Annotated in this window: 23 protein-coding genes and 1 tRNA gene; 12 read left to right on the top strand and 12 right to left on the bottom strand. The window is 61.9% G+C overall.

Going from position 1 to position 20,756, the window contains the following annotated elements:
• Position 1: 1 nt before the first annotated feature.
• From JI748_RS08675 to JI748_RS08655, 5 genes are all read right to left on the bottom strand, one after another.
• Complete coding sequence (locus JI748_RS08675; RefSeq protein ID WP_201636875.1) at positions 2-550, bottom strand: PadR family transcriptional regulator; 549 nt, start codon at positions 548-550, stop codon at positions 2-4.
• A 185-nt stretch (positions 551-735) separates the two neighbouring features.
• Positions 736-1,596, bottom strand: a complete 861-nt coding sequence (cysQ, locus tag JI748_RS08670; RefSeq protein WP_233280648.1) for a 3'(2'),5'-bisphosphate nucleotidase CysQ — start codon at positions 1,594-1,596, stop codon at positions 736-738.
• A gap of 45 nt (positions 1,597-1,641) precedes the next feature.
• Positions 1,642-2,427, bottom strand: a complete 786-nt coding sequence (locus tag JI748_RS08665) for an SDR family oxidoreductase (RefSeq protein ID WP_201636873.1) — start codon at positions 2,425-2,427, stop codon at positions 1,642-1,644.
• Positions 2,428-2,484: 57 nt separating this feature from the next.
• On the bottom strand, positions 2,485-3,756 hold the full coding sequence (locus tag JI748_RS08660) for an AGE family epimerase/isomerase (protein WP_201636871.1): 1,272 nt from the start codon (positions 3,754-3,756) through the stop codon (positions 2,485-2,487).
• Positions 3,757-3,821: 65 nt separating this feature from the next.
• Positions 3,822-4,766 carry a class 1 fructose-bisphosphatase gene (locus JI748_RS08655; RefSeq protein ID WP_201636869.1) on the bottom strand — a complete coding sequence of 315 codons (945 nt, stop codon included), beginning with the start codon at positions 4,764-4,766 and terminating at the stop codon, positions 3,822-3,824.
• A 157-nt stretch (positions 4,767-4,923) separates the two neighbouring features.
• Between JI748_RS08655 and JI748_RS08650 the strand changes: the two genes are divergently transcribed.
• Positions 4,924-5,064: a hypothetical protein gene (locus JI748_RS08650; protein WP_201636867.1), complete on the top strand. Its 141-nt coding sequence runs from the start codon at positions 4,924-4,926 to the stop codon at positions 5,062-5,064.
• On the opposite strand, the gene JI748_RS08645 is transcribed toward JI748_RS08650, so the two are convergent.
• Both JI748_RS08645 and JI748_RS08640 read right to left on the bottom strand, forming a co-directional pair.
• Complete coding sequence (locus tag JI748_RS08645) at positions 5,061-5,339, bottom strand: DUF6894 family protein (RefSeq protein ID WP_201636865.1); 279 nt, start codon at positions 5,337-5,339, stop codon at positions 5,061-5,063. The two genes, JI748_RS08650 and JI748_RS08645, sit on opposite strands and share 4 nt — an antisense overlap.
• 53 nt (positions 5,340-5,392) lie before the next feature.
• Positions 5,393-5,944, bottom strand: coding sequence for a flavin reductase family protein (locus JI748_RS08640; RefSeq protein WP_201636863.1), 552 nt, complete (start codon positions 5,942-5,944; stop codon positions 5,393-5,395).
• A 184-nt stretch (positions 5,945-6,128) separates the two neighbouring features.
• On the opposite strand from JI748_RS08640, the gene JI748_RS08635 reads away from it, so the two are divergent.
• Both JI748_RS08635 and JI748_RS08630 read left to right on the top strand, forming a co-directional pair.
• Positions 6,129-6,740 carry a helix-turn-helix transcriptional regulator gene (locus tag JI748_RS08635; RefSeq protein WP_201637160.1) on the top strand — a complete coding sequence of 204 codons (612 nt, stop codon included), beginning with the start codon at positions 6,129-6,131 and terminating at the stop codon, positions 6,738-6,740.
• The gene (locus tag JI748_RS08630) at positions 6,727-7,218 is read left to right on the top strand and encodes a group III truncated hemoglobin (RefSeq protein ID WP_201636861.1); all 492 of its coding nucleotides are present in this window, start codon (positions 6,727-6,729) and stop codon (positions 7,216-7,218) included. Before JI748_RS08635 ends, JI748_RS08630 begins: the two co-directional genes overlap by 14 nt.
• Here the strand turns inward: JI748_RS08630 and JI748_RS08625 are convergent.
• Positions 7,215-8,018 (bottom strand): alpha/beta fold hydrolase, encoded by an 804-nt coding sequence (locus JI748_RS08625; RefSeq protein ID WP_201636859.1) that lies wholly within the window; start codon positions 8,016-8,018, stop codon positions 7,215-7,217. The genes JI748_RS08630 and JI748_RS08625 overlap by 4 nt on opposite strands.
• A 117-nt stretch (positions 8,019-8,135) precedes the next feature.
• Here JI748_RS08625 and JI748_RS08620 point away from each other — a divergent pair, with 117 nt between their 5' ends.
• A complete protein-coding gene (locus JI748_RS08620) occupies positions 8,136-9,131 on the top strand; it encodes an oxidoreductase (protein WP_201636857.1) in 996 nt (331 codons plus the stop codon).
• 130 nt (positions 9,132-9,261) lie between these two features.
• Here the strand turns inward: JI748_RS08620 and JI748_RS08615 are convergent, their stop codons facing one another.
• The 3 genes from JI748_RS08615 to JI748_RS08605 form a co-directional block, all read right to left on the bottom strand.
• Positions 9,262-9,435 carry a hypothetical protein gene (locus JI748_RS08615; RefSeq protein WP_201636855.1) on the bottom strand — a complete coding sequence of 58 codons (174 nt, stop codon included), beginning with the start codon at positions 9,433-9,435 and terminating at the stop codon, positions 9,262-9,264.
• A 127-nt stretch (positions 9,436-9,562) separates the two neighbouring features.
• A complete protein-coding gene (locus JI748_RS08610) occupies positions 9,563-9,799 on the bottom strand; it encodes a hypothetical protein (RefSeq protein WP_201636853.1) in 237 nt (78 codons plus the stop codon).
• Between the two features lie 48 nt (positions 9,800-9,847).
• Positions 9,848-10,714 carry a DUF4344 domain-containing metallopeptidase gene (locus tag JI748_RS08605; protein ID WP_201636851.1) on the bottom strand — a complete coding sequence of 289 codons (867 nt, stop codon included), beginning with the start codon at positions 10,712-10,714 and terminating at the stop codon, positions 9,848-9,850.
• A gap of 366 nt (positions 10,715-11,080) precedes the next feature.
• On the opposite strand from JI748_RS08605, the gene JI748_RS08600 reads away from it, so the two are divergent.
• The 8 genes from JI748_RS08600 to JI748_RS08565 all read left to right on the top strand — a co-directional run bounded on the left by JI748_RS08600 (position 11,081) and on the right by JI748_RS08565 (position 20,249).
• Positions 11,081-12,319 carry an ABC transporter substrate-binding protein gene (locus tag JI748_RS08600; protein ID WP_201636849.1) on the top strand — a complete coding sequence of 413 codons (1,239 nt, stop codon included), beginning with the start codon at positions 11,081-11,083 and terminating at the stop codon, positions 12,317-12,319.
• Positions 12,320-12,473: 154 nt separating this feature from the next.
• The gene (locus tag JI748_RS08595) at positions 12,474-13,505 is read left to right on the top strand and encodes a carbohydrate ABC transporter permease (RefSeq protein ID WP_201636847.1); all 1,032 of its coding nucleotides are present in this window, start codon (positions 12,474-12,476) and stop codon (positions 13,503-13,505) included.
• 1 nt (position 13,506) lies between these two features.
• Complete coding sequence (locus JI748_RS08590) at positions 13,507-14,394, top strand: carbohydrate ABC transporter permease (protein ID WP_201636845.1); 888 nt, start codon at positions 13,507-13,509, stop codon at positions 14,392-14,394.
• Positions 14,395-14,399: 5 nt separating this feature from the next.
• Entirely contained in the window at positions 14,400-15,458 is a 1,059-nt protein-coding gene (locus JI748_RS08585) for an ABC transporter ATP-binding protein (RefSeq protein ID WP_201636843.1), read from the top strand.
• 21 nt (positions 15,459-15,479) lie between these two features.
• Entirely contained in the window at positions 15,480-17,012 is a 1,533-nt protein-coding gene (locus tag JI748_RS08580) for an amidase (protein WP_233280647.1), read from the top strand.
• An 86-nt stretch (positions 17,013-17,098) separates the two neighbouring features.
• Positions 17,099-18,427 carry a histidinol dehydrogenase gene (gene hisD / locus JI748_RS08575; protein ID WP_201636841.1) on the top strand — a complete coding sequence of 443 codons (1,329 nt, stop codon included), beginning with the start codon at positions 17,099-17,101 and terminating at the stop codon, positions 18,425-18,427.
• Positions 18,428-18,429: 2 nt separating this feature from the next.
• Positions 18,430-19,194, top strand: a complete 765-nt coding sequence (locus tag JI748_RS08570; protein ID WP_201636839.1) for an SDR family NAD(P)-dependent oxidoreductase — start codon at positions 18,430-18,432, stop codon at positions 19,192-19,194.
• 11 nt (positions 19,195-19,205) lie between these two features.
• Entirely contained in the window at positions 19,206-20,249 is a 1,044-nt protein-coding gene (locus JI748_RS08565) for a LacI family DNA-binding transcriptional regulator (RefSeq protein WP_233280646.1), read from the top strand.
• A gap of 237 nt (positions 20,250-20,486) precedes the next feature.
• Here JI748_RS08565 and JI748_RS08560 read toward each other — a convergent pair.
• A tRNA-Gln gene (locus JI748_RS08560) sits at positions 20,487-20,560 on the bottom strand.
• Between the last annotated feature and the right edge of the window lie 196 nt (positions 20,561-20,756).

Raw genomic sequence — 20,756 nt, 5'->3', positions numbered from 1 at the left:
CTTACTCGGCCGCGTCTTTGCGCGATTCGGCTCGCGCCATTGTGATCAGTTCGGACATGTGGGAACGCATGTGCTCTTCTGCAAGCTCGAGCATCGCCCGTCCGTATTCGATAACCCACTTGTCGGCCGGGCTGCAGTCGCGCCGTTCGGCAGCGGTTTCAAGCCGCTTGCGCCCCGACATGGTGCGCTCCAGCATCTCCATGCAGCGCTCTTCCACCAGGTCCGCGGGCAAAATATGCGCAAACCGCGCGAACAGGAGGAACGGGCTGCGGAACATGTCTTCGCCCAGGGGCCCGCCGAGTTCTTCGGCGAAGGCGCTACGTCCGGCCTCGGTAATGGAATAAACCTTGCGGGCAGGTTTCCCGTCCTGCTGCTCGGTGCGGCTCGTCACGAGCTGCTCGTCTTCAAGCTTGGCAAGCGCGGGGTAGATCGAGCCATAGCTGGCTTCGACGAAATAGGAGAATTCTTCCTCCGTACACATACGGCGGATGTCGTAACCGCTGGCATCCCCGTCATAGAGGATGGATAGGCAAAGGGTTCGGACGTTCATCTTGGATTCCAGTCGGCATATATCGAGCCGATATATGCTCGGCGTATATATGCCCTGAGCAGCGCTCGCAAGCTATACGCGAGAGGCAAATACGCAGATCAGTTAAGCGCCGGTTGCATGAGGCGATTGCTTCTGCAGCCCGGGGCTTGGCACTACCAGCCAAGACTTAGCAAATTATGGCGAAGTCAGCTCAACAATATCCGCATTTGTGTTGCAGCTTTTTGCGCTAATTCAAGGCTCGCCGCCGCAACAAAATAGGGGTTGAGGAAACCAAGGTCGTGCTTGCCGTAGCGCATCGCTTCGCCATCAAGCGTCACGACGGCACCGCCGGCCGCCTCGAGCACGGCCTGACCGGCCGCAGTGTCCCACTCGCAGGTGGGGGTAAAACGCGGGTAAAGCTGAGCATCGCCGCGGGCGAGCAGGCAGAATTTCAGCGAGGAGCCGACAGAGACGTCGCTCTCCACGTCAAGCGTTTGGCAGAGTTTTTCGAGGGCGTGGTGCCCGTGGCTGCGGCTCGCGACGATGCGCAGGCGCGATAGCCAGCCAACGGAAATCGCATGCGTCTCGGTGAGGGCGCCATCGACAACCTTGGCAGTCCAGGCGCCGCGATTGTCTCCAACGAAGAGCTCGCCGGTCGTGGGAGCAAGAACGACGCCCATGACCGGACGCCCATGCTCGACAAGCCCGATATTGACGGTGAACTCGCCATTGCGCTTGATGAATTCCTTGGTGCCATCAAGCGGATCGACGACGAAGTAGCGCTCGCCCAGGGTCGGGACGATACCAGCAGCGACACTCTCCTCGCCTAGGATTGGGATGCCAGTGCCCTGCAAATACTGGATGATTACCGCTTCCGCGGCAGCATCCGCTTCCGTCACCGGCGAGCCATCGGCCTTGGTTTCCACGTGGATCGGGCGGTGATAGACCGCGCAGATCACCTCCGCCGCAGCGATGGCGGCTTTGACCGAGAGGTCGGTCAGCTCAGCGGAAGAGGCAGTCATACGGCACCAGGCGTTGATGTGGCGCTGCTTTACGACGCCGCTCAACGCCTGGCAATTGCCTATAGGAGCAGGCTTTTACGCTCCAAGCGCCTAACGGAGCAAACCCTGCCCGCCATCGATCCAGACCGGTGTGCCGGTGATGTGGCGCGACGCGTCCGAGGACAGGAACAGGATGAGGTTTGCAACGTCTTCCGCCTTACCCGGCTTGCCGCCGGTGATCGGGATATCGCCTTCCGGAAACTCGACGGGAACCTCGGATTTTTCCTTGTTCCGCTGCTCGGTATTGTCGCTGATCTCGCTCTCGATGGCGCCGGGGCATACGGCGTTGACGCGAATACTGCGCTGGCCCAGTTCCAGCGCCAGCTGCTGCGCCATGGCGACCTGGGCTGCTTTCGTTGCGGAATAGGCGGTAGCACCAGGGGTGCCAAATGCTCGAGTTCCGTTGATTGATGAGACGATTACGATAGCACCGCCGCCGTTTTTCTCGAGTTCGGGGACAGCGTGGTGGATGGTGAGATAGGTGCCGCGCAGGTTGACCGTGATGGTCTTGTCCCACTCGTCGGGCTTTAGTTCGTCAATTGGCGCCCAAACGCCATTGATGCCGGCATTTGCCACGACGATATCCAGGCGGCCATATTTCTCAACGGTTTGAGCGACGAGGTCCTTCATCGCGGGATCATCTGTCGTGTCGGCGGCGACGGCGAGGGCCTTGCCGCCGGCTTGTTGGATCTCAGCGGCGGTCTTGTCGATCTCTTCCTTGGTGCGGCTCATGACCACGACCGAGGCGCCCTCGCGGCCCAGGGCGAGGGCTGCCGCCTTGCCAATTCCTGATCCGGCACCAGTTACCAGTGCCACTTTTCCCGCCAGAATGCTCATATGCCGTCTCCGTGCTAGCAGACTGCTAACGTTTCGAGCGGCGCAAAGGTTGTTGGGTCAGTGACCGAGCGTCTTGACGTGGTCCGCCTGCATAATCCCATGCGTGAGGCTGCCGCCTGCAGGGTAGAGCGGGATCAAACAGGCCTGGAGGGCATGATAGATGTCGGGCTTGCCCACGAATAGACGCGAGGTCGGGGTCAGGTCTTCCTTGAGCTCGCTGAGCCAGCCGCCACGCTCGTGGTCGATGACGTGGTTCTCGGCAAAGTCCCAGAGCTTCCGGTACCAGACCTGAAAAAACTCGTCCTTGTCATGCGCACCAATAAAGCCGGCAGCGCCGATGGCCTCGGCGACGGGCCACCAGAGTTTTTCACGCATGATCGGCTGGTTGTTCCAGTCGAGGGTGTAGAAAAAGCCGCCGTGCTTTTTGTCCCAGCCCAGCTCGATGGCCTGGCGGAAAAGGCTGCGGGCAGCCTCAGGCATCCAGGAATGCTCCTTGCGGGTGAGCACGAAGAGCTGGAACAGGAGGCGGGACCATTCGAGCGCATGGCCGGGCGTGGTTCCGGACGGGCGGAACATTTCGGAGCCGGCAAAATCCTGATCGACGCGCCAATCCTCGTGGAAATGTTCGGCCACGCGGAAGTCGAGCTTCATGGCATTGCGGCGAATGATGAGGTCGGCAATGCGCTTGGCCTTGTCGAGATAGCGTTTGTTGCCAGTCGCTTCGTAGGCCGCCATCAGCGCTTCGGTCATGTGCATGTTGGAGTTCTGGCCGCGATAGGTCGAAATTTGGCGCCAGTCATTGCCGAACTCGTCGCGCACCGCGCCGACCTTGTCGTCCCAGAAGCGGGTGTCGATGATGTTGGTGACGTCGGCGATCACCTGATCGGCCAAGGGGTGGCCGACGAGCTTGGCGCTGGAGGCGGCGAGAAGCACGAAGGCGTGGCCATAGGCCTGCTTGCTGGCATCTGCATGGCCGTCGTCGTCGAGCGACCAGACATAGCCGCCATGCTGGGGGTCGCGATGCTTTTCCCAGAGGTAGCGCATGCCGTGGTCGACCACTTCATCCGAGCCAGGACGGCCGATCAGGCTGCCGATGGCCGAGCAATGGATCATGCGGGTGGTGACGTGGATCTGCCGTATCGGGTTTTGCGGCGACAGCGGCTCGCCATCGTCACTCAACTCATGAAAGCCGCCGGCCGGGTTGATCGAGGCGGACTCGAAGAAGTCGAAGAGGTTATTGGCCTGCCGCATCAGGTATTGGCGGTGAAAAGGCCGGGCCTGCCACGCGCTCGCATTGGTCCTGGGCAAATGAAGTGCGGCGTCGCTCATGCTGTGTCCTCCGGCAGGTCCGCAGCTTGTAGCGAACGGCCGGAAACGATGCAATTTGCTTTAGCTCAGCGCGCGTAGAAGCCCTCGATGCGCGCCACTTCGTCCGCCGAGCCAAGGATCACCGGAATGCGCTGGTGGATGCCAGTGGCTTCGACGTCGAGGATGGACTGCGTCCCCGTAGTCGAACGCCCGCCGGCGCCTTCGACGAGCCAGGCCATGGGATTGGCTTCGTAGAGAAGGCGCAGGCGGCCGCCTTTGCTCTGGGTTTCGCTGTCGAGAGGATAAAGGAATATACCGCCGCGCATCAGGATGCGGTGGATGTCGGCGACCATGGAGCCGACCCAGCGCATGTTGTAGCGCTTGCCGGCAGGCCCCGTTTCCCCGGCGACGCTTTCGCTGACATAGGCGGTGGTGGCCGCATCCCAGAAGCGTTCACGGGCCGTGTTGATAGCAAACTCACCCGACGCGGTCGGAATGGCGGCCGTGTCGACGGTCAGCTGCCAAGTGCCGCTTTCGTCCAATGTAAAGACGCTGGTCTTGCCGGTGATGCGCACGACGAGGCTCGTGGCGGGGCCATAGGCGACATAGCCAGCCGCCAGTTGCGCCGTGCCTTTTTGCAGCAGGCCGCCCTCGGCTGGCAGGACGGAAAAGATTGTGCCGACGGTGACGTTGACGTCGAGGTTGGAAGAGCCATCCAGCGGGTCGGTAGCGATGATGAAGCGGCCTTCGCTCGCCAGATCAACCGCTTCATCCAGCTCTTCCGAGATCAGAATCGAAATAACCGAATTTGCTTCCAAGTGCTTGAGAACAATATCGTTCGAGATGACGTCGAGCGCCTTCTGCGCCTCTCCCTGAACGTTGGTCGCGCCAGCCAGACCCGTATGCCCGCTGATCGGCGCCTGCCGGAGTTCCGCAGCGATGTCGACCCCCGCTGCCGCCATGGAGGCGATCGCGCTGGCGAGTGCGGCGTCATCGGTTTCGGCGCTCAGCCAGTCGGGCAGGGTGGTCATGGGCAGCTCCTTGTTGAGGGCTTTGTGTGGAAACGCGCCTGCGGTGACAAGGCAGACTTTCGGGTGAGCCACAACCGGTGCGGGCAGCTTCTTTCACAAGCGACCACCGCGACAGCAATGCGTTTCTCGCCACACCCTCGCCACAGAAGTTTACAGCTTGTTAAACCCCAGTAAGCTGGTAGTCTTTGATGGACATCTTTGCGGATCCACCATGCCCAAGCTTTACCTGCAATACGTTTCCTACGCCGCTCTTTTCGCGGCGCTCGTGCTGGGCTTTGCGGTCACCACGTTCGGCTAGTGCAGCCGCGCCGGTTCGATCGGCGTTGCCGGGTCTGAGCCAATCTGCGGACCTGCCCAAAACACCACATACAGCAGCTCCTGGCCGCCTTCGTCGGTTATCTCGATAGAGCGCGCTTCTTCCACCTCGCCGCCTTCAGCAACAGCGCGTTCTATGATCGCCTTGCCGATTTCGGCAGCGTTATGCTCGGCGGCATCAAGATCGGGAAATTCGGTGCCCGTGCGGTCGGGTACCAGTCGGTCATCGGTGCGGTAGTGGAAGTAGTAGCGCGGCATGGCATTCCCCGTTCCGGCGGGACAACGATGCTTCGGCTGATCGGTTGCCCGCCTTAGCCGATGCTGCCGACACTGCCATATTGGCGCTGATGCCAGATCAGCGGCGCCCGGGCAGTGTGGGTCTCGGCCTCGATAATTGCGCCAGCGTAGAGCACATGCGTGCCGGTTTCCATGGCGCCGATGACTTCGCAATCAAGCGCCGTGACAGCGCCATGAAGCTGCGGCTGACCGGATGGCCAATTGCCCCAGTGGCCTAGGGAGAACCGGTCCGGTGCGTCGAGCTTGCCGGCGAACGCATCGGCAATGGCGGCCTGCTCGTTGGAGAGCAGGGCAATAGAGAAGCCGCCGGTGCGGGCAATGATATCGGCCAGGCGGCTGACGATGTCGATGGACACGAGAATCGTGGGCGGCTGGTTCGAGAGCGAAATCACCGACGTCGCGGTTCGCCCCACGCGTTCATCGCCGCGCCGCGCCGTAACCACGTGAACACTCGATGCGAGACCTGCCATTGCCGCGCGGAACTCGCCATCGCTGATCGCAGGGCGGCGCAGCGGGCGCAGGGCCATGCTATCGGGCAGTTCGAACTCGGGGGTCATGGCGTTCATGCTGGTCTGTCGCTGTTGTGGCTTGGCATTAACGCGGCTACGGCCCGATCGGACCATCTTGTCATCTGGCAGTCGGCGCGGTAATTTCCAAGCAATGGCTTTGAAAACCCTTTCCCCAGATGTGTCAAGTTCGGCGGGCGACCATGCCGGCTGGTCGCCGCGCAATCCTGCTGAGCGCGTGCTTATGGCGCTCAAGATGCACGGCACCCTTTCTGCCGCCGCTTTAGGCGCGATGCTGGGAACATCAGGCGAAGCGGCGCGGCAGCAGTTGATGCGGCTGGCAGATGAAAATCTGGTCGAGGCGCGCAACACAGCCTCAAGAATAGGGCGGCCGACCCAGCTTTGGGCACTCACGCCCTTGGCGCAGGGGCGCTTCCCCGACACGCATGCTGCACTCACGGTGCAACTGCTCGATATCGTCCAGAACCATCTCGGCGGAGCCGCGCTCGACACCATCATCGCGGCACGCGAGGCGCAGACCGCCCGCGCCTATGAGACGGCTCTGGCACCAGCAGGCGATCTCAAGGGGCGCGTTGCGGCGCTGGCCGATCTTCGCAGTCAGGAGGGCTATATGGCTGCCTGGACCGAACTGCCGGACGGCTCGCTGCTGCTGGTGGAAAATCACTGCCCGATCTGCGCCGCGGCGACGGCATGCCAGGGTTTCTGCCGCGCCGAACTCGACGTTTTTCGCTCGGTCCTGGGCCCTGACACAGAGGTTGAGCGCACCGACCACATCGTCTCCGGTGGTCGGCGCTGTTCCTATACGATCAAGGCCGTTGACCATGACAGACACTGATCGTCCGCCGGTCGGCACCCAACATGTGCGTGTTGGCTGGAACACGCCGGAAGGCCTCGACGAAGCGATGATCCGGGCGGTGGTCGATGAATTCTATGCCCGGGCGCGGCTCGACGACGTGATCGGGCCGGTGTTCAACCGGGTCATTGCAGGCCCGGACTGGCCGAAACACCTTGCCACCATTGCCGATTTCTGGAGCTCGATGCTGTTGGGAAGCGGCCGCTATGGCGGCCGGCCAATGCCCAAGCACATGGCTATCCCGGAGCTCAGTGACGCGCACTTCATGCGCTGGCTGCGCCTGTTCCGCGAAACGGTGACAGAGCTCTGCCCGCCGGAGATCGCGGCGATCTTCATCGAACGCTCCGAACGCGTCGGCAATTCGTTCCGCATGAACATAGCCATGCGGCGCGGCGAGGACATCATGACCATGGGCCCGCTGAAACGCGAGCCTGCGCCGGTGTGGACGCCCGACGACTAGCCGAGTGGCCCGAGAAAGTTCAGGACCGCGCTGTTGAAGAGGGCGGGCTGCTGCACCGGGGCGAAGTGGGTAACGCCGGGCAGGTCGATGAAGCGGGCGCCAGGGACGGTTTCGGCGATATAGCGGGCGTGCTCGGGCCGGATGAATTCATCGCCTTCCGCCTGCGCAACGGTCACGGGAACCCCGATGGTGCTCAGGTCTTCGGCGGAATAGTTCGGCTGTTCGCGCTGCATGACCTGGAGCGCGGCGCTCATGGCATCGAACTGCGCGGGCTTGGGCGAGAGCGCAGCATAATCCTTCTGGTGCCGCTCGAGGCACTTGCCGATCCGGTCGGACATGACGAAGGGTAAACCGCCGGTCGCATCGACATTGCAGGCGAAAAAGAAGACGCCGGAGACGCGCTCCTTGTGCTGCTTGGCCATGGCAAGGCCGGTGCAGGCGCCGTCGCTCCAGCCGACCACAGCCGCCTTTCCAATGCCGAGCCGGTCCAGAACCGCAAACGCATCCTCGGCCATATCGGTGTAGGAAAAAGCGCCGCCGTTCCAGCTGCTGCGGCCATGGCCGCGGCTGTCCATGACGATCACCTGATAACCGGCATCGAGCAGCGCCGGAACCTGGTGGCCGAAATTGTTGGCATTGCCCATGCCGCCATGCAGCAGCAGCACGGCGGGGCCTTGGCCCCAGCTGGCAAACCAAAGCCGCGTGCCGTCACGCTCGATCGTGTCGCCGCCTGGCGGCAGCGCCGGCGGGCCGTCGGCGGCAAAGATGTCGAGCGCGTCGTCGCTGAATGGCTGCGGCATGGTGTTCTCCCTTGATGCCTTAACGACGAACAGGAATGCCCGATTTCGACAGGCGCGCGGCCTTTCATCCGGCCGATCTTTGGGCAAGTATGCCCAAACCTAAGGAGAATGACACTCATGAGCTTCCGCGCACTCGTGACCCAGGCGCCCATCTACGGCAGGACCATCTCCACGGTGCAAACGCTGGATGAAAGCCGATTGCCGGAGGGCGAGGTCACGGTCGATGTTGAATGGGCGGGGTTCAACTACAAGGACGGGCTTTGCCTTATGGGGGAGGGCGGGCTGGTGCGGAGCTTTCCGCATGTGGCGGGCATCGATTTTGCCGGCACGGTGCGCCGCAGCGATGATGGCCGCTACACGGCTGAAGACAAGGTGGTGCTGACGGGCTGGCGAGTCGGGGAGACGCATTGGGGCGGTTTCAGCGAACGGGCGCGGGTCAAAGCCGACTGGCTGGTGCCGCTGCCGGAGGGGTTGTCGACCCGCGATGCGATGGCTGTTGGTACGGCGGGGCTCACGGCGATGCTGGCCATCGATCGACTCGAAGGCATGGGGCTCTCACCCCAAAGCGGGGAAGTGCTGGTGACCGGCGCGGCCGGCGGGGTCGGCTCCATCGCGGTGATGCTCCTGGCGCGGCTCGGCTACAAGGTTGCCGCCCTGTCTGGCCGCCCGCAGCACGGCGATATGCTTCGCGAACTCGGGGCCACGAGCATCGTGGATCGTGCCGAGTTTCTGGCGCAGCCCGATAAGCCCCTCGAATCAGCACGCTTTGCGGCGGCAATCGACAGCGTCGGCGGCGATGTTCTCGGCAAGCTGTTGCGGCAGATCCGCTATGGCGGGTCGGTCGCGAGCATCGGCAATGCGGCGGGAATCGCGCTCAACACCAATGTCTTGCCGTTCATTCTTCGCGGCGTGAACCTTCTGGGCATCGACAGCGTCATGCAGCCTTTTGCAGCGCGGGTTGCGGCCTGGCAGCGGTTGGCCGGGCTGTTCGACATGGGGGTCTATCGCAGCAATATCGAGGAGGTCGGGCTCGCCGACCTGCCGGAAAAAGCGGCCGAGATCCTCCAGGGCGAAGTGCGCGGGCGAGTGCTGGTCAACCCGCATCTGGAATAGAAAAGAAAAGCCCGGACGCCGGGGAGGGATCCGGCATCCGGGCTTTCGTGTCGGCAGGCGGGCGCTGGGCCTTAAGAGGGAGGGCTCGGGCCCTGCGCATCAGCAGTCCCCAAGGGACCGCGAGCGTGGCTTACATCCTGCCGATGTTGCGGAAGGCGACCGGGTCGATGCCCAGGCTCTCGAGGTGCTTGGCCTTGGGCGCCCGTCCGGCTTCGACTGCCGCCGACACGGCAGCTGCGCTGCCGAACACGGTGGCAAAAGTGTCGAGGGTCGCAAAGAACTTGTTCTTGCGCGGGGTGCTCATGGCTTACTCCATCAAACGAACCGGGCCAATTCCCGTTCGCTTCCATGACACCTAAATGGTCCCGAAAGGGTTCGTCGTGTAGGGCCGCTTTGCTCAAAGGAGCCATGCGCCAGGGGTAAGTCGAGCGCTATTTGCCCGAGGCGCTCGGCCGGCGGAACAGCTCTTCGAGGCGGAGCAAGGCCACGAGGTGGATGTTTTCGGACGTCACCGGATCTTTGAGGCAGCGGACATCGGTCACCACGGTGAAGAGGGCGCCATTGCGCGTGCCGGAGGCGCAAAACTCAAGCCTGGTCCGGGCGGGGTGATAACGCGCCCATTTCACCTTGAACTGCATGCCGGCCCTTTCCGCAACCGAAGTGCTCATAGCGGCGCCGCGGGCAGGCGTCATCTCAAAACACGAGGAGTGTAAGCGCTATTGAATCGGGACGGCGTTGGAGAGGAAATTGCCCGCGGACTCTTCCTCTTCGTCATCGGCGGACTGTTCCTCGCCATAGCCGAGGATGTCGTTCACATAGAGCGAGAAGAGGTCGTTAGCGAGCTCATAGCAATAGGTCACCTGCCGTTCGCTCGGATCGTAGAAGGCATTGGCCGAGCCGCATTGGGTGGCCACGAAGGTGACCGGCGCGGGGAGGACATATTTTTCCATCACAAGGTCCGCAGCGTGCTCCAACACCTGACGGCCTTTGAGAATTTGGCTGAAGTCCGAATAGTCCCCCGCGTCCTCGAAGATCACCTCGATCGGCTTTCCTTGCGTGCTCCGCACCGCGTGGGGCTTAAGGAGCGCATCCCAGGCCGCCTTGGCCTGGCGATAGGTATAGCCGCAGCCCACCCGCCGATCCTCGCTGAACTCATAGGCGTCTGCGACTTCGCTGAAATAGTCCGGCTCCTTGCCCACCATCATGCAAACCATGGCATAGGCGCGCTGAATATCGAGGCTGTGCTCGTCGTAGAACGAGAAATCCTCGATCGTGCTGCCGGTCGATTTCACGGCATTGAAGTACCAGCCATCGGCCGCATCGATCAGCGCATTGTAGCTGTTCTCGTCGCTGTCATCGTTGAGCAGCATGATGACAGCCAGAGCATCCGCTGCGTCCTCCTCCTTGCCGAGGACCGGCAGATTGAGCTCGCTCACCAGCATGTGCCCGATCTCGTGGTACATGGTGAAAGCCGCGTCATGCATGGCAAAGTCAATCGCCTGTGCGATCTCGTCTTCGTCCTGGGCGAGGGCGGGAAAGGTGAGGCACATCATGGCCATTAGTGCTGCCGCAAAAACTCTCATCGATCCCCCAATGCCCCGCAGCAACATGCCGGGCTACGCCGCATGTTTATACGGAGTTTTGTTGAGGGGAAGAGGGAAGTCTGCCTTTGGCCAGCAAGTTCAGGGCGAAGCGAACTGCCGCTCCGGAACGTCGTGGGCGAGAGGTCTTCCACCGGCAGAATGTTTCACCGCAACCCATCCAGTTGCCCCCATTAACCGAAGCTAAATTCAGGATTGCATTCGTATGCAAGGTGGCCTAGCAATTGTGACGTGCGGAAGACAAATGGCCATTTGGCGGATGCGAAAGTGCCAATCTTGGCCACGGGAAATTAAAGCCAACAAGGGATGCGGGGCGCGATGGGGCGTCGTGCACCGGTAGGAGAGACCATGAATATTTTGCTGAAAACCACTGTATCAATCGGCGTTTTGTGCCTCACCGCCGGCGCTGCATTCGCTGACTGCGGGATCGAGGGTACCGGTTCGGTCCGTATCCTTTCCAACGACTTCGAGGCGCTGCGCCTCATCAACACGACCGCCCAAGAATGCGCTGCCGATGGCATCACGGTCACGGCCAATGCCACTGCCGAGCACAAGAACCTCCAGGTTCCAGCTCTCTCGATCAACCCGGCCGAATATTCGGTTGCCGTGGTCGCCAACAACTCAATCGTTCCGCTGATGAACGACGACCTGATCCGTCCGCTCGACGATCTGGTTGCCGAATATGGCGCTGACCTGCAGCCGAACCAGCTGATCAAGATCGATGGCAAGACCATGGCCATCGCCTTTATGGGCAATGCCCAGCACCTCTTCTATCGCAAGGACATCCTCGACCAGGCGGGCATTGCCGAGCCCAAGTCCTACGAGGACATCCTCGCCGCTGCCGAAAAGATCAAGGCCGACGGCTTGATGGAATACCCGCTGGCCGCTTCGGACAAGCCCGGTTGGGATCTGGCCGCCGAATTCGTCAACACCTATCTCGGCACCGGCGGCGAATTCTTCGCTCCGGGTTCGGCTGAACTTGCCATCGACAACGAAAATGGCATGAAGACGCTCGAAACCATGCGCGCCCTGACCCAGTACATGGATCCGGACTACCTGACCTTCGACGCCAACGGCATCCAGGCCGAATACAAAGCCGGCAATGTCGCGATGATGGTCCAGTGGGGTTCGCTCGCTGGCGACATGCTCGACGGTGAAGGCGCTGCCGAAGGCGTTGTCGAAAACACCGTTCTGGCGGCGGCTCCCGTGATCAACGGCGGCACCACTCCGGCTGTGGCGCTCTGGTGGGATGGTTTCACCATTGCCAAGAACATCTCGGACGAAGACGCTGCCGCCTCGTTCCAGGCCATGGTCCACGGCATCAACCCCGAAATGGTTGCGGCGAACCCGACCGTTGCCACCTGGCTGGTCAAGGGCTACGAGCCGGGCCCGAACGCCGTTGGCGTGATCGCCACCGCAAATGCCGGTGCCCGTGCCTACCCGATGCAGCCTTACATGGGCCTGCTCCACACCGCTCTCTCTGCTGAATTGGCCGAATACATGGCCGGTTCGGAAGATGCGGCTCAGGCTCTGGCCGACGTCAAGGCAGCCTATGACACTGCTGCCAAGGAAGGCGGCTACCTCTAAGTCGGGCGCCTCTTTCCGAGGCTTGACTTGACTTCGAAGGGGTCTGCTCCTCCCTCGTGGTGGGCCCCTTCAACCCCGCGCCGCGGCCACGCCGTGGTGTTGGCGGCTGCTTGTCGCCGCGCTCCATTCATTTGCCGCGTATGGGAGGCATCAGATGCCGCATAAGACATTTTTTGCCTTCATCCTGCCCTCGCTGATCGCGATGGTCCTCTTCATCGCCCTGCCGATCGTCTCGGTCGTGGTGCAGAGCTTCCATGTCGAACACGGTCGAATTCTGGTTCAGGTCGAGAGCTGCCAGCCCTTTGGCGGCTGCACCACCGAGACCCGCGTCGACACGGCTGCCATGGCCGAGCTTCGTGAAGAGCAGCCCATGGGGCGCTTCAACAGGTTCGGAACCTACCTCAATCGCGGCCACCTTGCGGTCGACGAGATCGGCGCCATCCTTGCCAACAACAATGGCATCGGCGACATCGTCACCCGCATCTACAACCTGCCGCTTTATAAGGCGCTCGCCTTCACGCTGGTCTTTTGCTTCGTGGTGACGCCGATCGCCATGGCACTCGGCTTCATCATCGCGCTCGCGGTCAACACAGTGCCGAAGATGGTCAAGGGTCCGGTCATCTTCTTCTCGCTTCTGCCGATGATCATCACGCCACTGATCGGCTCGCTGATCCTTTATTGGATGATCCAGCCGAACGGCATTATCGGCGCCAACCTGCGCGTGCTCTTCGATGATCCGACCCTGTCGCTGCGCCAGTCGCCGTTGCTGACCTGGCTGTCCCTGCTGTTCTACGGCGTCTGGACCAACGCACCCTTCAGCTTCGTCGTCTTCTATGCCGGCCTCCAGACCGTTCCCGCCGACACGCTGGAATCGGCGATGATCGATGGTGCCAGCCGCTGGGAGCGCATCCGCTACGTCGTGATCCCTCATCTTGCGCCACTTGCGACCTTCGTGGCGCTGGTGCAGCTGATGGACAACTTCCGCGTCTTCGAGCCTATCGTCGGCTTCTCGGCCGAAGCCAATGCCACTTCGCTCAGCTGGCTGATCTTCAACGATCTTTCCGGCGACGCGCAGCTCTTCGGCTCGGCTGGTGCGACTTCGGTGATCACCATCATCGGCGTCATCATTCTGCTCTCCCCGGTGCTGGTCCGCACCTGGCGCGAATTCAACCACAAGGTGGTCTGATATGTCCGACACCGCAGTCTCTCAGCGTCGGCCGCTTGGCCTCAACATCGTCATCATCGGCTTCCTCGTGGTCTGGGTTGTGCTCGCTGCCTTCCCATTCCTGTGGACGGTGTGGGGTTCGTTCAAGGTCGAGCCGGACTTCTTTTCCCGGCAAAACTGGATCAACGCCATTACCGGCCCCTTCACCCAGCGCCAGACGGGCAGCGCCTTCACTGGTGACGGTTACTATGGCGCCTGGGTGACCCGCGAGTTCTGGCGCGCCGTCGCCAATACCGCGATCGTCACCGTTTCCGTAACGGTGATCTCACTGACGCTCGGCACGCTCGGGGGCTATGCGCTTGCCCGCTCAGGTCAGCGCTACGCCTTCTGGATCTTGATCGCCGCGCTGGTGTTCCGCGCCATGCCGCACATTACGCTCGTTTCGGGCTATCTGCTGCCCTTCTTCGAGCTCAATATCTGGGGCGTGCTGCCGACGTCGATCATCGTGCTCGTCGCGATCAACCAGCCCTTCACGCTCTGGATGCTGCATTCCTTCTTCCTCTCGATCCCCAAGGATCTCGATGAATCGGCAATGGTCGACGGCTGTTCGCGCTTCGAAGCCTTCCGCCGCGTCATCATCCCGGTCATGTGGCCCGGCGTCGTGACCACGGGCCTTTTCAGCTTCCTTCTGGCCTATAACGACTTTGCCGTGACCTCGATGCTGCTCAGCAGCGACAACCAGACCATGGTGCCCAAGATATCGAGCTTCCTTGGCTCGGTGCAGGAGCAGGGCAATGTCATGTTCGCCGTCGCCGCCGTGGTCTCGGCCACAGTGCCGCTCTTCATCCTCGTCCTCTTCTTCCAACGCCAGATCGTCAGCGGCCTGACCGCCGGCGCAGTGAAAGGCTAACTCCGATGGCCCAGATCCGTCTCAAGAACGTCTCCAAGCGCTGGAACAATTTCATCGGCGTCGACAACTTCAATCTCGATATCGCCGACCAGGAATTCCTTGTTTTGCTGGGGCCCTCGGGCTGCGGCAAGACCACGACCATGCGCATGATTGCGGGGCTCGAGGACATTACCGAAGGCGAAATCTGGATCGGCGACCGGCTGGTCAACAAGCTCGAGCCCAAGGACCGGGACATTTCCATGGTGTTCCAGAGCTATGGCCTTTACCCGAACATGACCGTCTACGAGAACATTCGCTTCCCGCTTAAGGTCCGCAAAGTGCCGGCCGAGCAGCACCATGAGCGCGTCATGGCGGCGAGCAAAATGGTCGAGCTAGATGACTTCCTGCAGCGCCGCCCGGCGGCCCTTTCGGGTGGCCAGCGCCAGCGCGTCGCGCTTGCCCGCGCTATCGTGCGCGAGCCCAACGCCTTCCTCATGGACGAGCCGCTGTCCAACCTTGACGCCAAGCTCCGCGTTTCGACCCGTGCGCAGATCAAGAACCTTCATCATACGCTCAAGCGCACGACCATCTACGTGACGCATGACCAGATCGAAGCCATGACCCTGGCCGACCGCGTCGTGGTCATGAGCAATGGGTTGATCCAGCAGGTCGGCACGCCGATGGAGATCTATGATCGACCGGCAAACACCTTTGTCGCGAGCTTTATCGGTTCGCCGGCCATGAACCTCGTGCACGGCGAAATCCACAATGGCGTCTTTACCGGCGATCATATCCGCGTCGATGGCCTCTCGACGCAGTTCAACGGCCCGGTGACCCTCGGCTTCCGCGCCGAAGATGCTGTCTTGGCCGACAGCAATTCCCACATCGAAGCGCCGATCTATAGTGTCGAGCTTCTGGGTGAGGCGACCATGATCTCGATGCGCGTTGCCGGTGAACTGGTGTCGATCAAGGTCGGCAAGGATTATCGCGCCGAAATCGGCGACGTGGTGCGCGTCAACATCGCCCCAAGTGCCTGCCACCTCTTTGACCGGTCCACCGGTCAGCGTATCGCTACGGCTGGATAAATGCCTGCCGGAGAAGCCAGAGTGGCTGAGACCATCGACGAAAAGCGCGCCGTCTTCGACGAGGCGGTGCAGCGCCACGGGTTGCAGCTGTCGGCTGACGAGGCCGAAAGCGTGCGAAAACTTGCCGACTGGATGAGCGACGGCCTGGCGTGTGTGGAGACCAACGCCAAGCCTGCGATCGACGCGACCGCAGACATGGCGCTCGATCTCTCGCTCTTCGAGCAAGGCAATATCCTGCGTGATGGCCGGCTGACCTCGGTCGCATTGGTGGAAGCCTATTTGCGCCGTATCGAGGCGCGCGATGGCGCTTATCGCGCCTTCTACGTGGTCGATCGCGAAGGCGCGCTTGCTGCTGCGAAAGAGGCTGATGCAGCCTTTGCCGAAGGCGTCGACATCAGCCACCTCCATGGCATTCCAGTTGGCATCAAGGACCTGATCGACGTATCGGGCCTCGCGACGACGGCGAACGCCCCGGGACGCAAGAACGCCTTCGCCGAAAAAGACGCCGAGGTTGTCCGGCGTTTGCGCGATGCTGGCGCCATCGTCATCGGCAAGCTTGCGACTTATGAATGGGGCACTGTCGGCCCAGACAATCGAGGCGCCTTTCCGCCAGCGCGAAATCCCTGGAGCCTCGAGCATATTACTGGCGGTTCGTCGTCCGGCAGTGCGGTGGCGGTTGCCGGCGGCTTGCTGCGCACGACGCTGGGCACCGATACCGGCGGCTCGCTGCGCGGACCCGCCTTCTATTGCGGCGTCGTGGGGCTGAAGCCGACATTCGACCTCGTGCCGCGCAGCGGCGTGTTGCCGATGTCGGACAGCATGGACCATGTTGGGCCCATGAGCGCGACCGTTGCCGAGGCTGCCGCCACGCTCGATGTCATTGCCGATTTCCCGCCGGGGGTATCGGCATCGGAAAAGCTTGGCCGGTCCATATCGGGGCTGCGCATCGGCTACGCCCGCAACTGGTTTGCCCAGGATAGCCAGACCTCGCCGGCGGTTCTGAGCGCCATAGACACGGCGATTTCGACCCTGTCGCAACTTGGCGCGATCATCGAGGAAGTCGAGCTTCCCGACTATTACAGCATCGAAGTAGCCGCCGCCGCGATCCTTCACAAGGAAAGCTTCGACTATCATGCGCAGAGCCTGCGTGATCGTCCCGACGACTTCGGCCGCCGCGCTTTCTTGAGCCTGGCCGCCGGCCTTGCTGTCACCGAGGATGAACTCGCCAGAGCGCGCGGGGCAGGGGAACTGTTCCGGGCTGAGGTCGACAGGCTTCTGCTCAGCCACGATGCCCTGATCACGGCTGGTGCGCTGACCACGGCGCTGCTGGCCGCGCCCTTCGAAAAAGAAGCCGTGTGGACGCCGATGCGCACCATTGGCTTTAACGTCAGCGGTCATCCCGTTCTGGCCATGCCCATCGGCTTCGACAATGGCTTGCCAATGGGCATGCAGATCGTCGGCAAGCACTGGGATGAAGCGACCATCGTTCAGATCGGTGACGCCTTTGAGCGCGCGACCGATCATGCCGTGCAACGGCCACCAGCGCTCACCTAAGAATATTACGACGATCAGCAGGTCGCCGTTTACAAACCTTGCATACGTATGCAAACTGTCTGCAACAGAATTCGGGAGGGCGTAAAATGCCGATCTGGCTCAAGCGCGGTAAGGATGTCGAGGAACGGGCAGAGGCGGATCGTCAGGTTCGCGCCACCGTGGAAGGTATTCTCGCCGATATCGAAAAGCGCGGCGACGCCGCGATCCAGGAACTGTCGGCCAAGTTCGACAAGTGGGAGCGCAAGGACTTTCGCCTGAGCCAGGCCGAGATTGACGAGTGCATGTCCCAGCTTACCGATCAGGATCTGAGCGACATCGAATTCGCCCAGACGCAGGTGCGCAACTTCGCCCAGGCGCAGCGCAATACGATGCAGGACCTCGAGGTCGAAACGCTGCCCGGCGTGACGCTTGGGCATAAGCATGTGCCGATCAACGCCGTGGGCTGCTACGTTCCTGGCGGCAAATATCCGCTGCTTGCGTCCGCCCACATGTCGGTGATCACCGCCAAGGTCGCCGGCTGCGAACGCGTCATCACCTGCGCTCCTCCGTTTGGCGGTAAGCCCGCCCCAGCCGTGGTCGCCGCGCAGGCCATGGCGGGCGCTGACGAAATCTATGTTCTCGGCGGCATCCAGGCCATCGGCGCCATGGCGATCGGCACCGAAACCATCGCCCCGGTCGATATGCTTGTCGGTCCCGGCAATGCCTTCGTCGCCGAAGCCAAGCGCCAGCTGTTCGGCCGCGTCGGCATCGACTTGTTTGCCGGCCCTACCGAGACCCTGGTCATCGCCGACGAAACCGTCGACGGCGAAATGTGCGCCACCGATCTTCTTGGCCAGGCCGAGCACGGCCCGACCTCGCCTGCGATCCTCCTGACCAATTCGGAAAAGCTCGCCCGCGAAACCATGGCCGAGATCGACCGCATTCTCGAAATTCTCCCGACCGGCGAAATCGCGCGCAAGTCGTGGCAGGATTTCGGCGAAGTCATTGTCTGCGACAGCTACGAAGAAATGCTGGCCGAAGCCGACCGCATCGCCTCCGAGCATGTCCAGGTGATGACCGATCGCGATATGTGGTTCCGCGATAACATCACCAACTATGGCGCGCTGTTCCTAGGGCCGCGCACCAATGTTGCCTATGGCGATAAGGTCATCGGCACCAATCATACTCTGCCCACCATGAAGGCTGCGCGCTATACCGGTGGTCTCTGGGTCGGCAAGTTCATGAAAACCTGCACCTGGCAAACGGTCACCACCGACGAAGCCTCGGCCATGATCGGTGAATACGGCTCGCGCCTCTCGATGCTGGAAGGCTTTGTCGGCCACGCCGAACAGGCCAATGTCCGCGTGCGCCGTTACGGCGGTCGCAACGTGCCCTATGGCACGGGCGCTGCACCGCGCACGCAAGCCGCCGAGTAGCCATGACACTGCCCCGCACCCCCAGCTTTCGCCTCGACGGCAAGCGTGCTCTCGTCACCGGGGGAACGCGAGGCATCGGGCTGGGTGCGGCGGTGGCACTGGCCGAGGCCGGCGCGGCGGTGACCATCGCCGCCCGCACCGCTTCGGATATCGAAACAGTCGTCAACGAGATGGCTGCTGCCGATTTTGCGGTCGAGGGCGTGGCGCTCGACATCACCGACAGCGACACTGTCAAAACCTTTGTCGACGATGTCGAACCGTTCCAGATCCTCGTCAACTCGGCCGGCACCGCGCGGCACTCCAGTTTCACCCAGATTACGCCCGCCAACTACCAGGCGGTGATGAACTTGAATTTAGGCGCGACGATCTTTGTCTCGCAGGCCATCGTTGCGCGGTTGCTGGCTGCGAGACTGCCCGGCTCGATAATCCACATCTCGTCGCAGATGGGGCATGTAGGCGGGCCGGCGCGCGCGGTCTACTCCGCCAGCAAACATGCTGTGGAGGGCCTCACAAAGGCCATGGCAATCGAGCTCGGGCCGAACAATATTCGGGTCAACACGGTGTGCCCGACATTTGTCGAAACCGAGTTGACGGCCAAGAACCTGAGCGACCCGGACTTCAGAAACTGGGTGCTCTCCAAGATCAAGCTTGGCCGGCTGGGAAGAGTGGAAGACCTGATGGGCCCGATCGTGTTTCTGGCGAGTGACGCCGCAGCACTGATCACCGGCACATCGCTTCTGGTGGATGGCGGATGGACGGCGGAGTAAAAAAGGCGGGCGTGACCTCCTCGCAAGTCGCCGAACATGCCGGCGTCTCGCAATCGGCTGTCTCGCGCACCTTCACGCCGGGCGCATCCATTTCCTCCAAGACTCGCCAGAAGGTTCTGGCTTCGGCCAAGGTGCTCGGCTACCGGCCCAATGCCATCGCCCGCTCGCTGATCACCAACCGCTCGCGCATCATCGCCGTGGTGATGGCTTATCTGGAAAACCTCTTCTACCCCGACGTGCTCGAAGAACTCGGCCGGGCGCTGGCTGCGGAAAACTACCACTTGCTGCTGTTCACCGGCTTCATGGATCGCGACAGCGACCCGGTTTTCGACCAGCTGATGCAGTACCGCGTCGACGGCATCATCCTTGCCTCGACCTCGCTTTCCTCAGAGCTTTCGGAAGAATGTGCCAGCGCGGGTATTCCGGTCGTCTTGTTTAACCGCACCACCGAGCGGGACGCGGTCTCGAGCGTCACCACCCGCAATAGGGAAGGCGGCAAGCGTATTGCCGAGTTCCTCGTCGCCGGTGGCCACAAGAGCTTTGGCTATATCGCGGGCCTTGAAAACTCATCGACCAATCGCGACCGCCACCAAGGCTATGTTGAAGGCTTGGCAGGTCACGGCATTACCGAGATTGCCTATGAAGTCGGCAATTACTCCCGGCCTGAGGCCGAAGCTGCGGCCCGCATGATGTTTTCGCGTCCTGACCGGCCCGAGGCGCTGTTTGTCGCCAACGACCACATGGCCGTCGCGGTGATGGACGTGGCGCGCTACGAATTCGGGCTCAAGATCCCCGAAGACATCTCCATCGTCGGCTATGACGATGTCGGTCCGGCCGTCTGGCGCTCCTACGGCATCACCTCCATGAGCCAACCGGTCAAGCGAATGGTCGAATCCACTGTCGACATCCTCATGGACCAGATCACCTCGGGCGAAATCGAAGCCGAGCATCGCATCCACAATGGCGAGCTCGTCGTACGCAGCTCAGCGCGGCATCCCGAGACCGGCATCGTCGAAGCCGACGGCCGCAAGATCTTCCGCCCTAAGGACGTTTGATCCAGGGGCACGTGCTTGCGCTATATGACGACCAAGCCTGCGTGCGTCTGCAAAGCTGCCCTCCTAAAGCAGCTTTGCGTCTCCTATGAGGACTGGGTCGACGGAGGCGATCACCTCCTTCCACGGCAAAGCGTCTCCTGCTGCCGCAGTCCGCTACAGCTAGACCCGCATGCGCGGATTTGCGCCGGTATTCACCGGTTTTCGCAGTTAGCCCTGGACGGCATCATCGAAAAAGACTGGCTGGGGAACCTGGATTCGAACCAAGATCGACGGAGTCAGAGTCCGCTGTTCTACCATTGAACTATTCCCCAGCAGAGCCTGCTCGGCTGGGCGGCGCGGGAGCGTGGCTCGCAGCGCGGCGCGGGGTTTCATTACGCAAAGCGGGGAGAGAGTGCAAGCTCCAGTGGCAAAGTTTTTGAGGCCTGGACTGTCTCGATGAATGGGGGATGAACAGAACCGCCATTGCGCTCGGACGCCCCTTGCTCTAGCCTCGCCTTCGACACGAAA

The organism is Devosia rhizoryzae, assembly GCF_016698665.1.
Classification (GTDB): domain Bacteria; phylum Pseudomonadota; class Alphaproteobacteria; order Rhizobiales; family Devosiaceae; genus Devosia; species Devosia rhizoryzae.
This window is presented reverse-complemented; position numbering and strand designations above follow the sequence as displayed.

Bases quoted from the DNA above. Each gene is read 5' to 3' on its own strand.
- JI748_RS08675 (WP_201636875.1), bottom strand. From the start codon at position 550: ATGAACGTCCGAACCCTTTGCCTATCCATCCTCTATGACGGGGATGCC.
- JI748_RS08665 (WP_201636873.1), bottom strand. From the start codon at position 2,427: ATGAGCATTCTGGCGGGAAAAGTGGCACTGGTAACTGGTGCCGGATCA.
- JI748_RS08660 (WP_201636871.1), bottom strand. From the start codon at position 3,756: ATGAGCGACGCCGCACTTCATTTGCCCAGGACCAATGCGAGCGCGTGG.
- JI748_RS08655 (WP_201636869.1), bottom strand. From the start codon at position 4,766: ATGACCACCCTGCCCGACTGGCTGAGCGCCGAAACCGATGACGCCGCA.
- JI748_RS08645 (WP_201636865.1), bottom strand. From the start codon at position 5,339: ATGCCGCGCTACTACTTCCACTACCGCACCGATGACCGACTGGTACCC.
- JI748_RS08640 (WP_201636863.1), bottom strand. From the start codon at position 5,944: ATGAACGCCATGACCCCCGAGTTCGAACTGCCCGATAGCATGGCCCTG.
- JI748_RS08635 (WP_201637160.1), top strand. From the start codon at position 6,129: ATGGCGCTCAAGATGCACGGCACCCTTTCTGCCGCCGCTTTAGGCGCG.
- JI748_RS08630 (WP_201636861.1), top strand. From the start codon at position 6,727: ATGACAGACACTGATCGTCCGCCGGTCGGCACCCAACATGTGCGTGTT.
- JI748_RS08625 (WP_201636859.1), bottom strand. From the start codon at position 8,018: ATGCCGCAGCCATTCAGCGACGACGCGCTCGACATCTTTGCCGCCGAC.
- JI748_RS08620 (WP_201636857.1), top strand. From the start codon at position 8,136: ATGAGCTTCCGCGCACTCGTGACCCAGGCGCCCATCTACGGCAGGACC.
- JI748_RS08615 (WP_201636855.1), bottom strand. From the start codon at position 9,435: ATGAGCACCCCGCGCAAGAACAAGTTCTTTGCGACCCTCGACACTTTT.
- JI748_RS08610 (WP_201636853.1), bottom strand. From the start codon at position 9,799: ATGAGCACTTCGGTTGCGGAAAGGGCCGGCATGCAGTTCAAGGTGAAA.
- JI748_RS08605 (WP_201636851.1), bottom strand. From the start codon at position 10,714: ATGAGAGTTTTTGCGGCAGCACTAATGGCCATGATGTGCCTCACCTTT.
- JI748_RS08600 (WP_201636849.1), top strand. From the start codon at position 11,081: ATGAATATTTTGCTGAAAACCACTGTATCAATCGGCGTTTTGTGCCTC.
- JI748_RS08595 (WP_201636847.1), top strand. From the start codon at position 12,474: ATGCCGCATAAGACATTTTTTGCCTTCATCCTGCCCTCGCTGATCGCG.
- JI748_RS08590 (WP_201636845.1), top strand. From the start codon at position 13,507: ATGTCCGACACCGCAGTCTCTCAGCGTCGGCCGCTTGGCCTCAACATC.
- JI748_RS08585 (WP_201636843.1), top strand. From the start codon at position 14,400: ATGGCCCAGATCCGTCTCAAGAACGTCTCCAAGCGCTGGAACAATTTC.
- hisD (WP_201636841.1), top strand. From the start codon at position 17,099: ATGCCGATCTGGCTCAAGCGCGGTAAGGATGTCGAGGAACGGGCAGAG.
- JI748_RS08570 (WP_201636839.1), top strand. From the start codon at position 18,430: ATGACACTGCCCCGCACCCCCAGCTTTCGCCTCGACGGCAAGCGTGCT.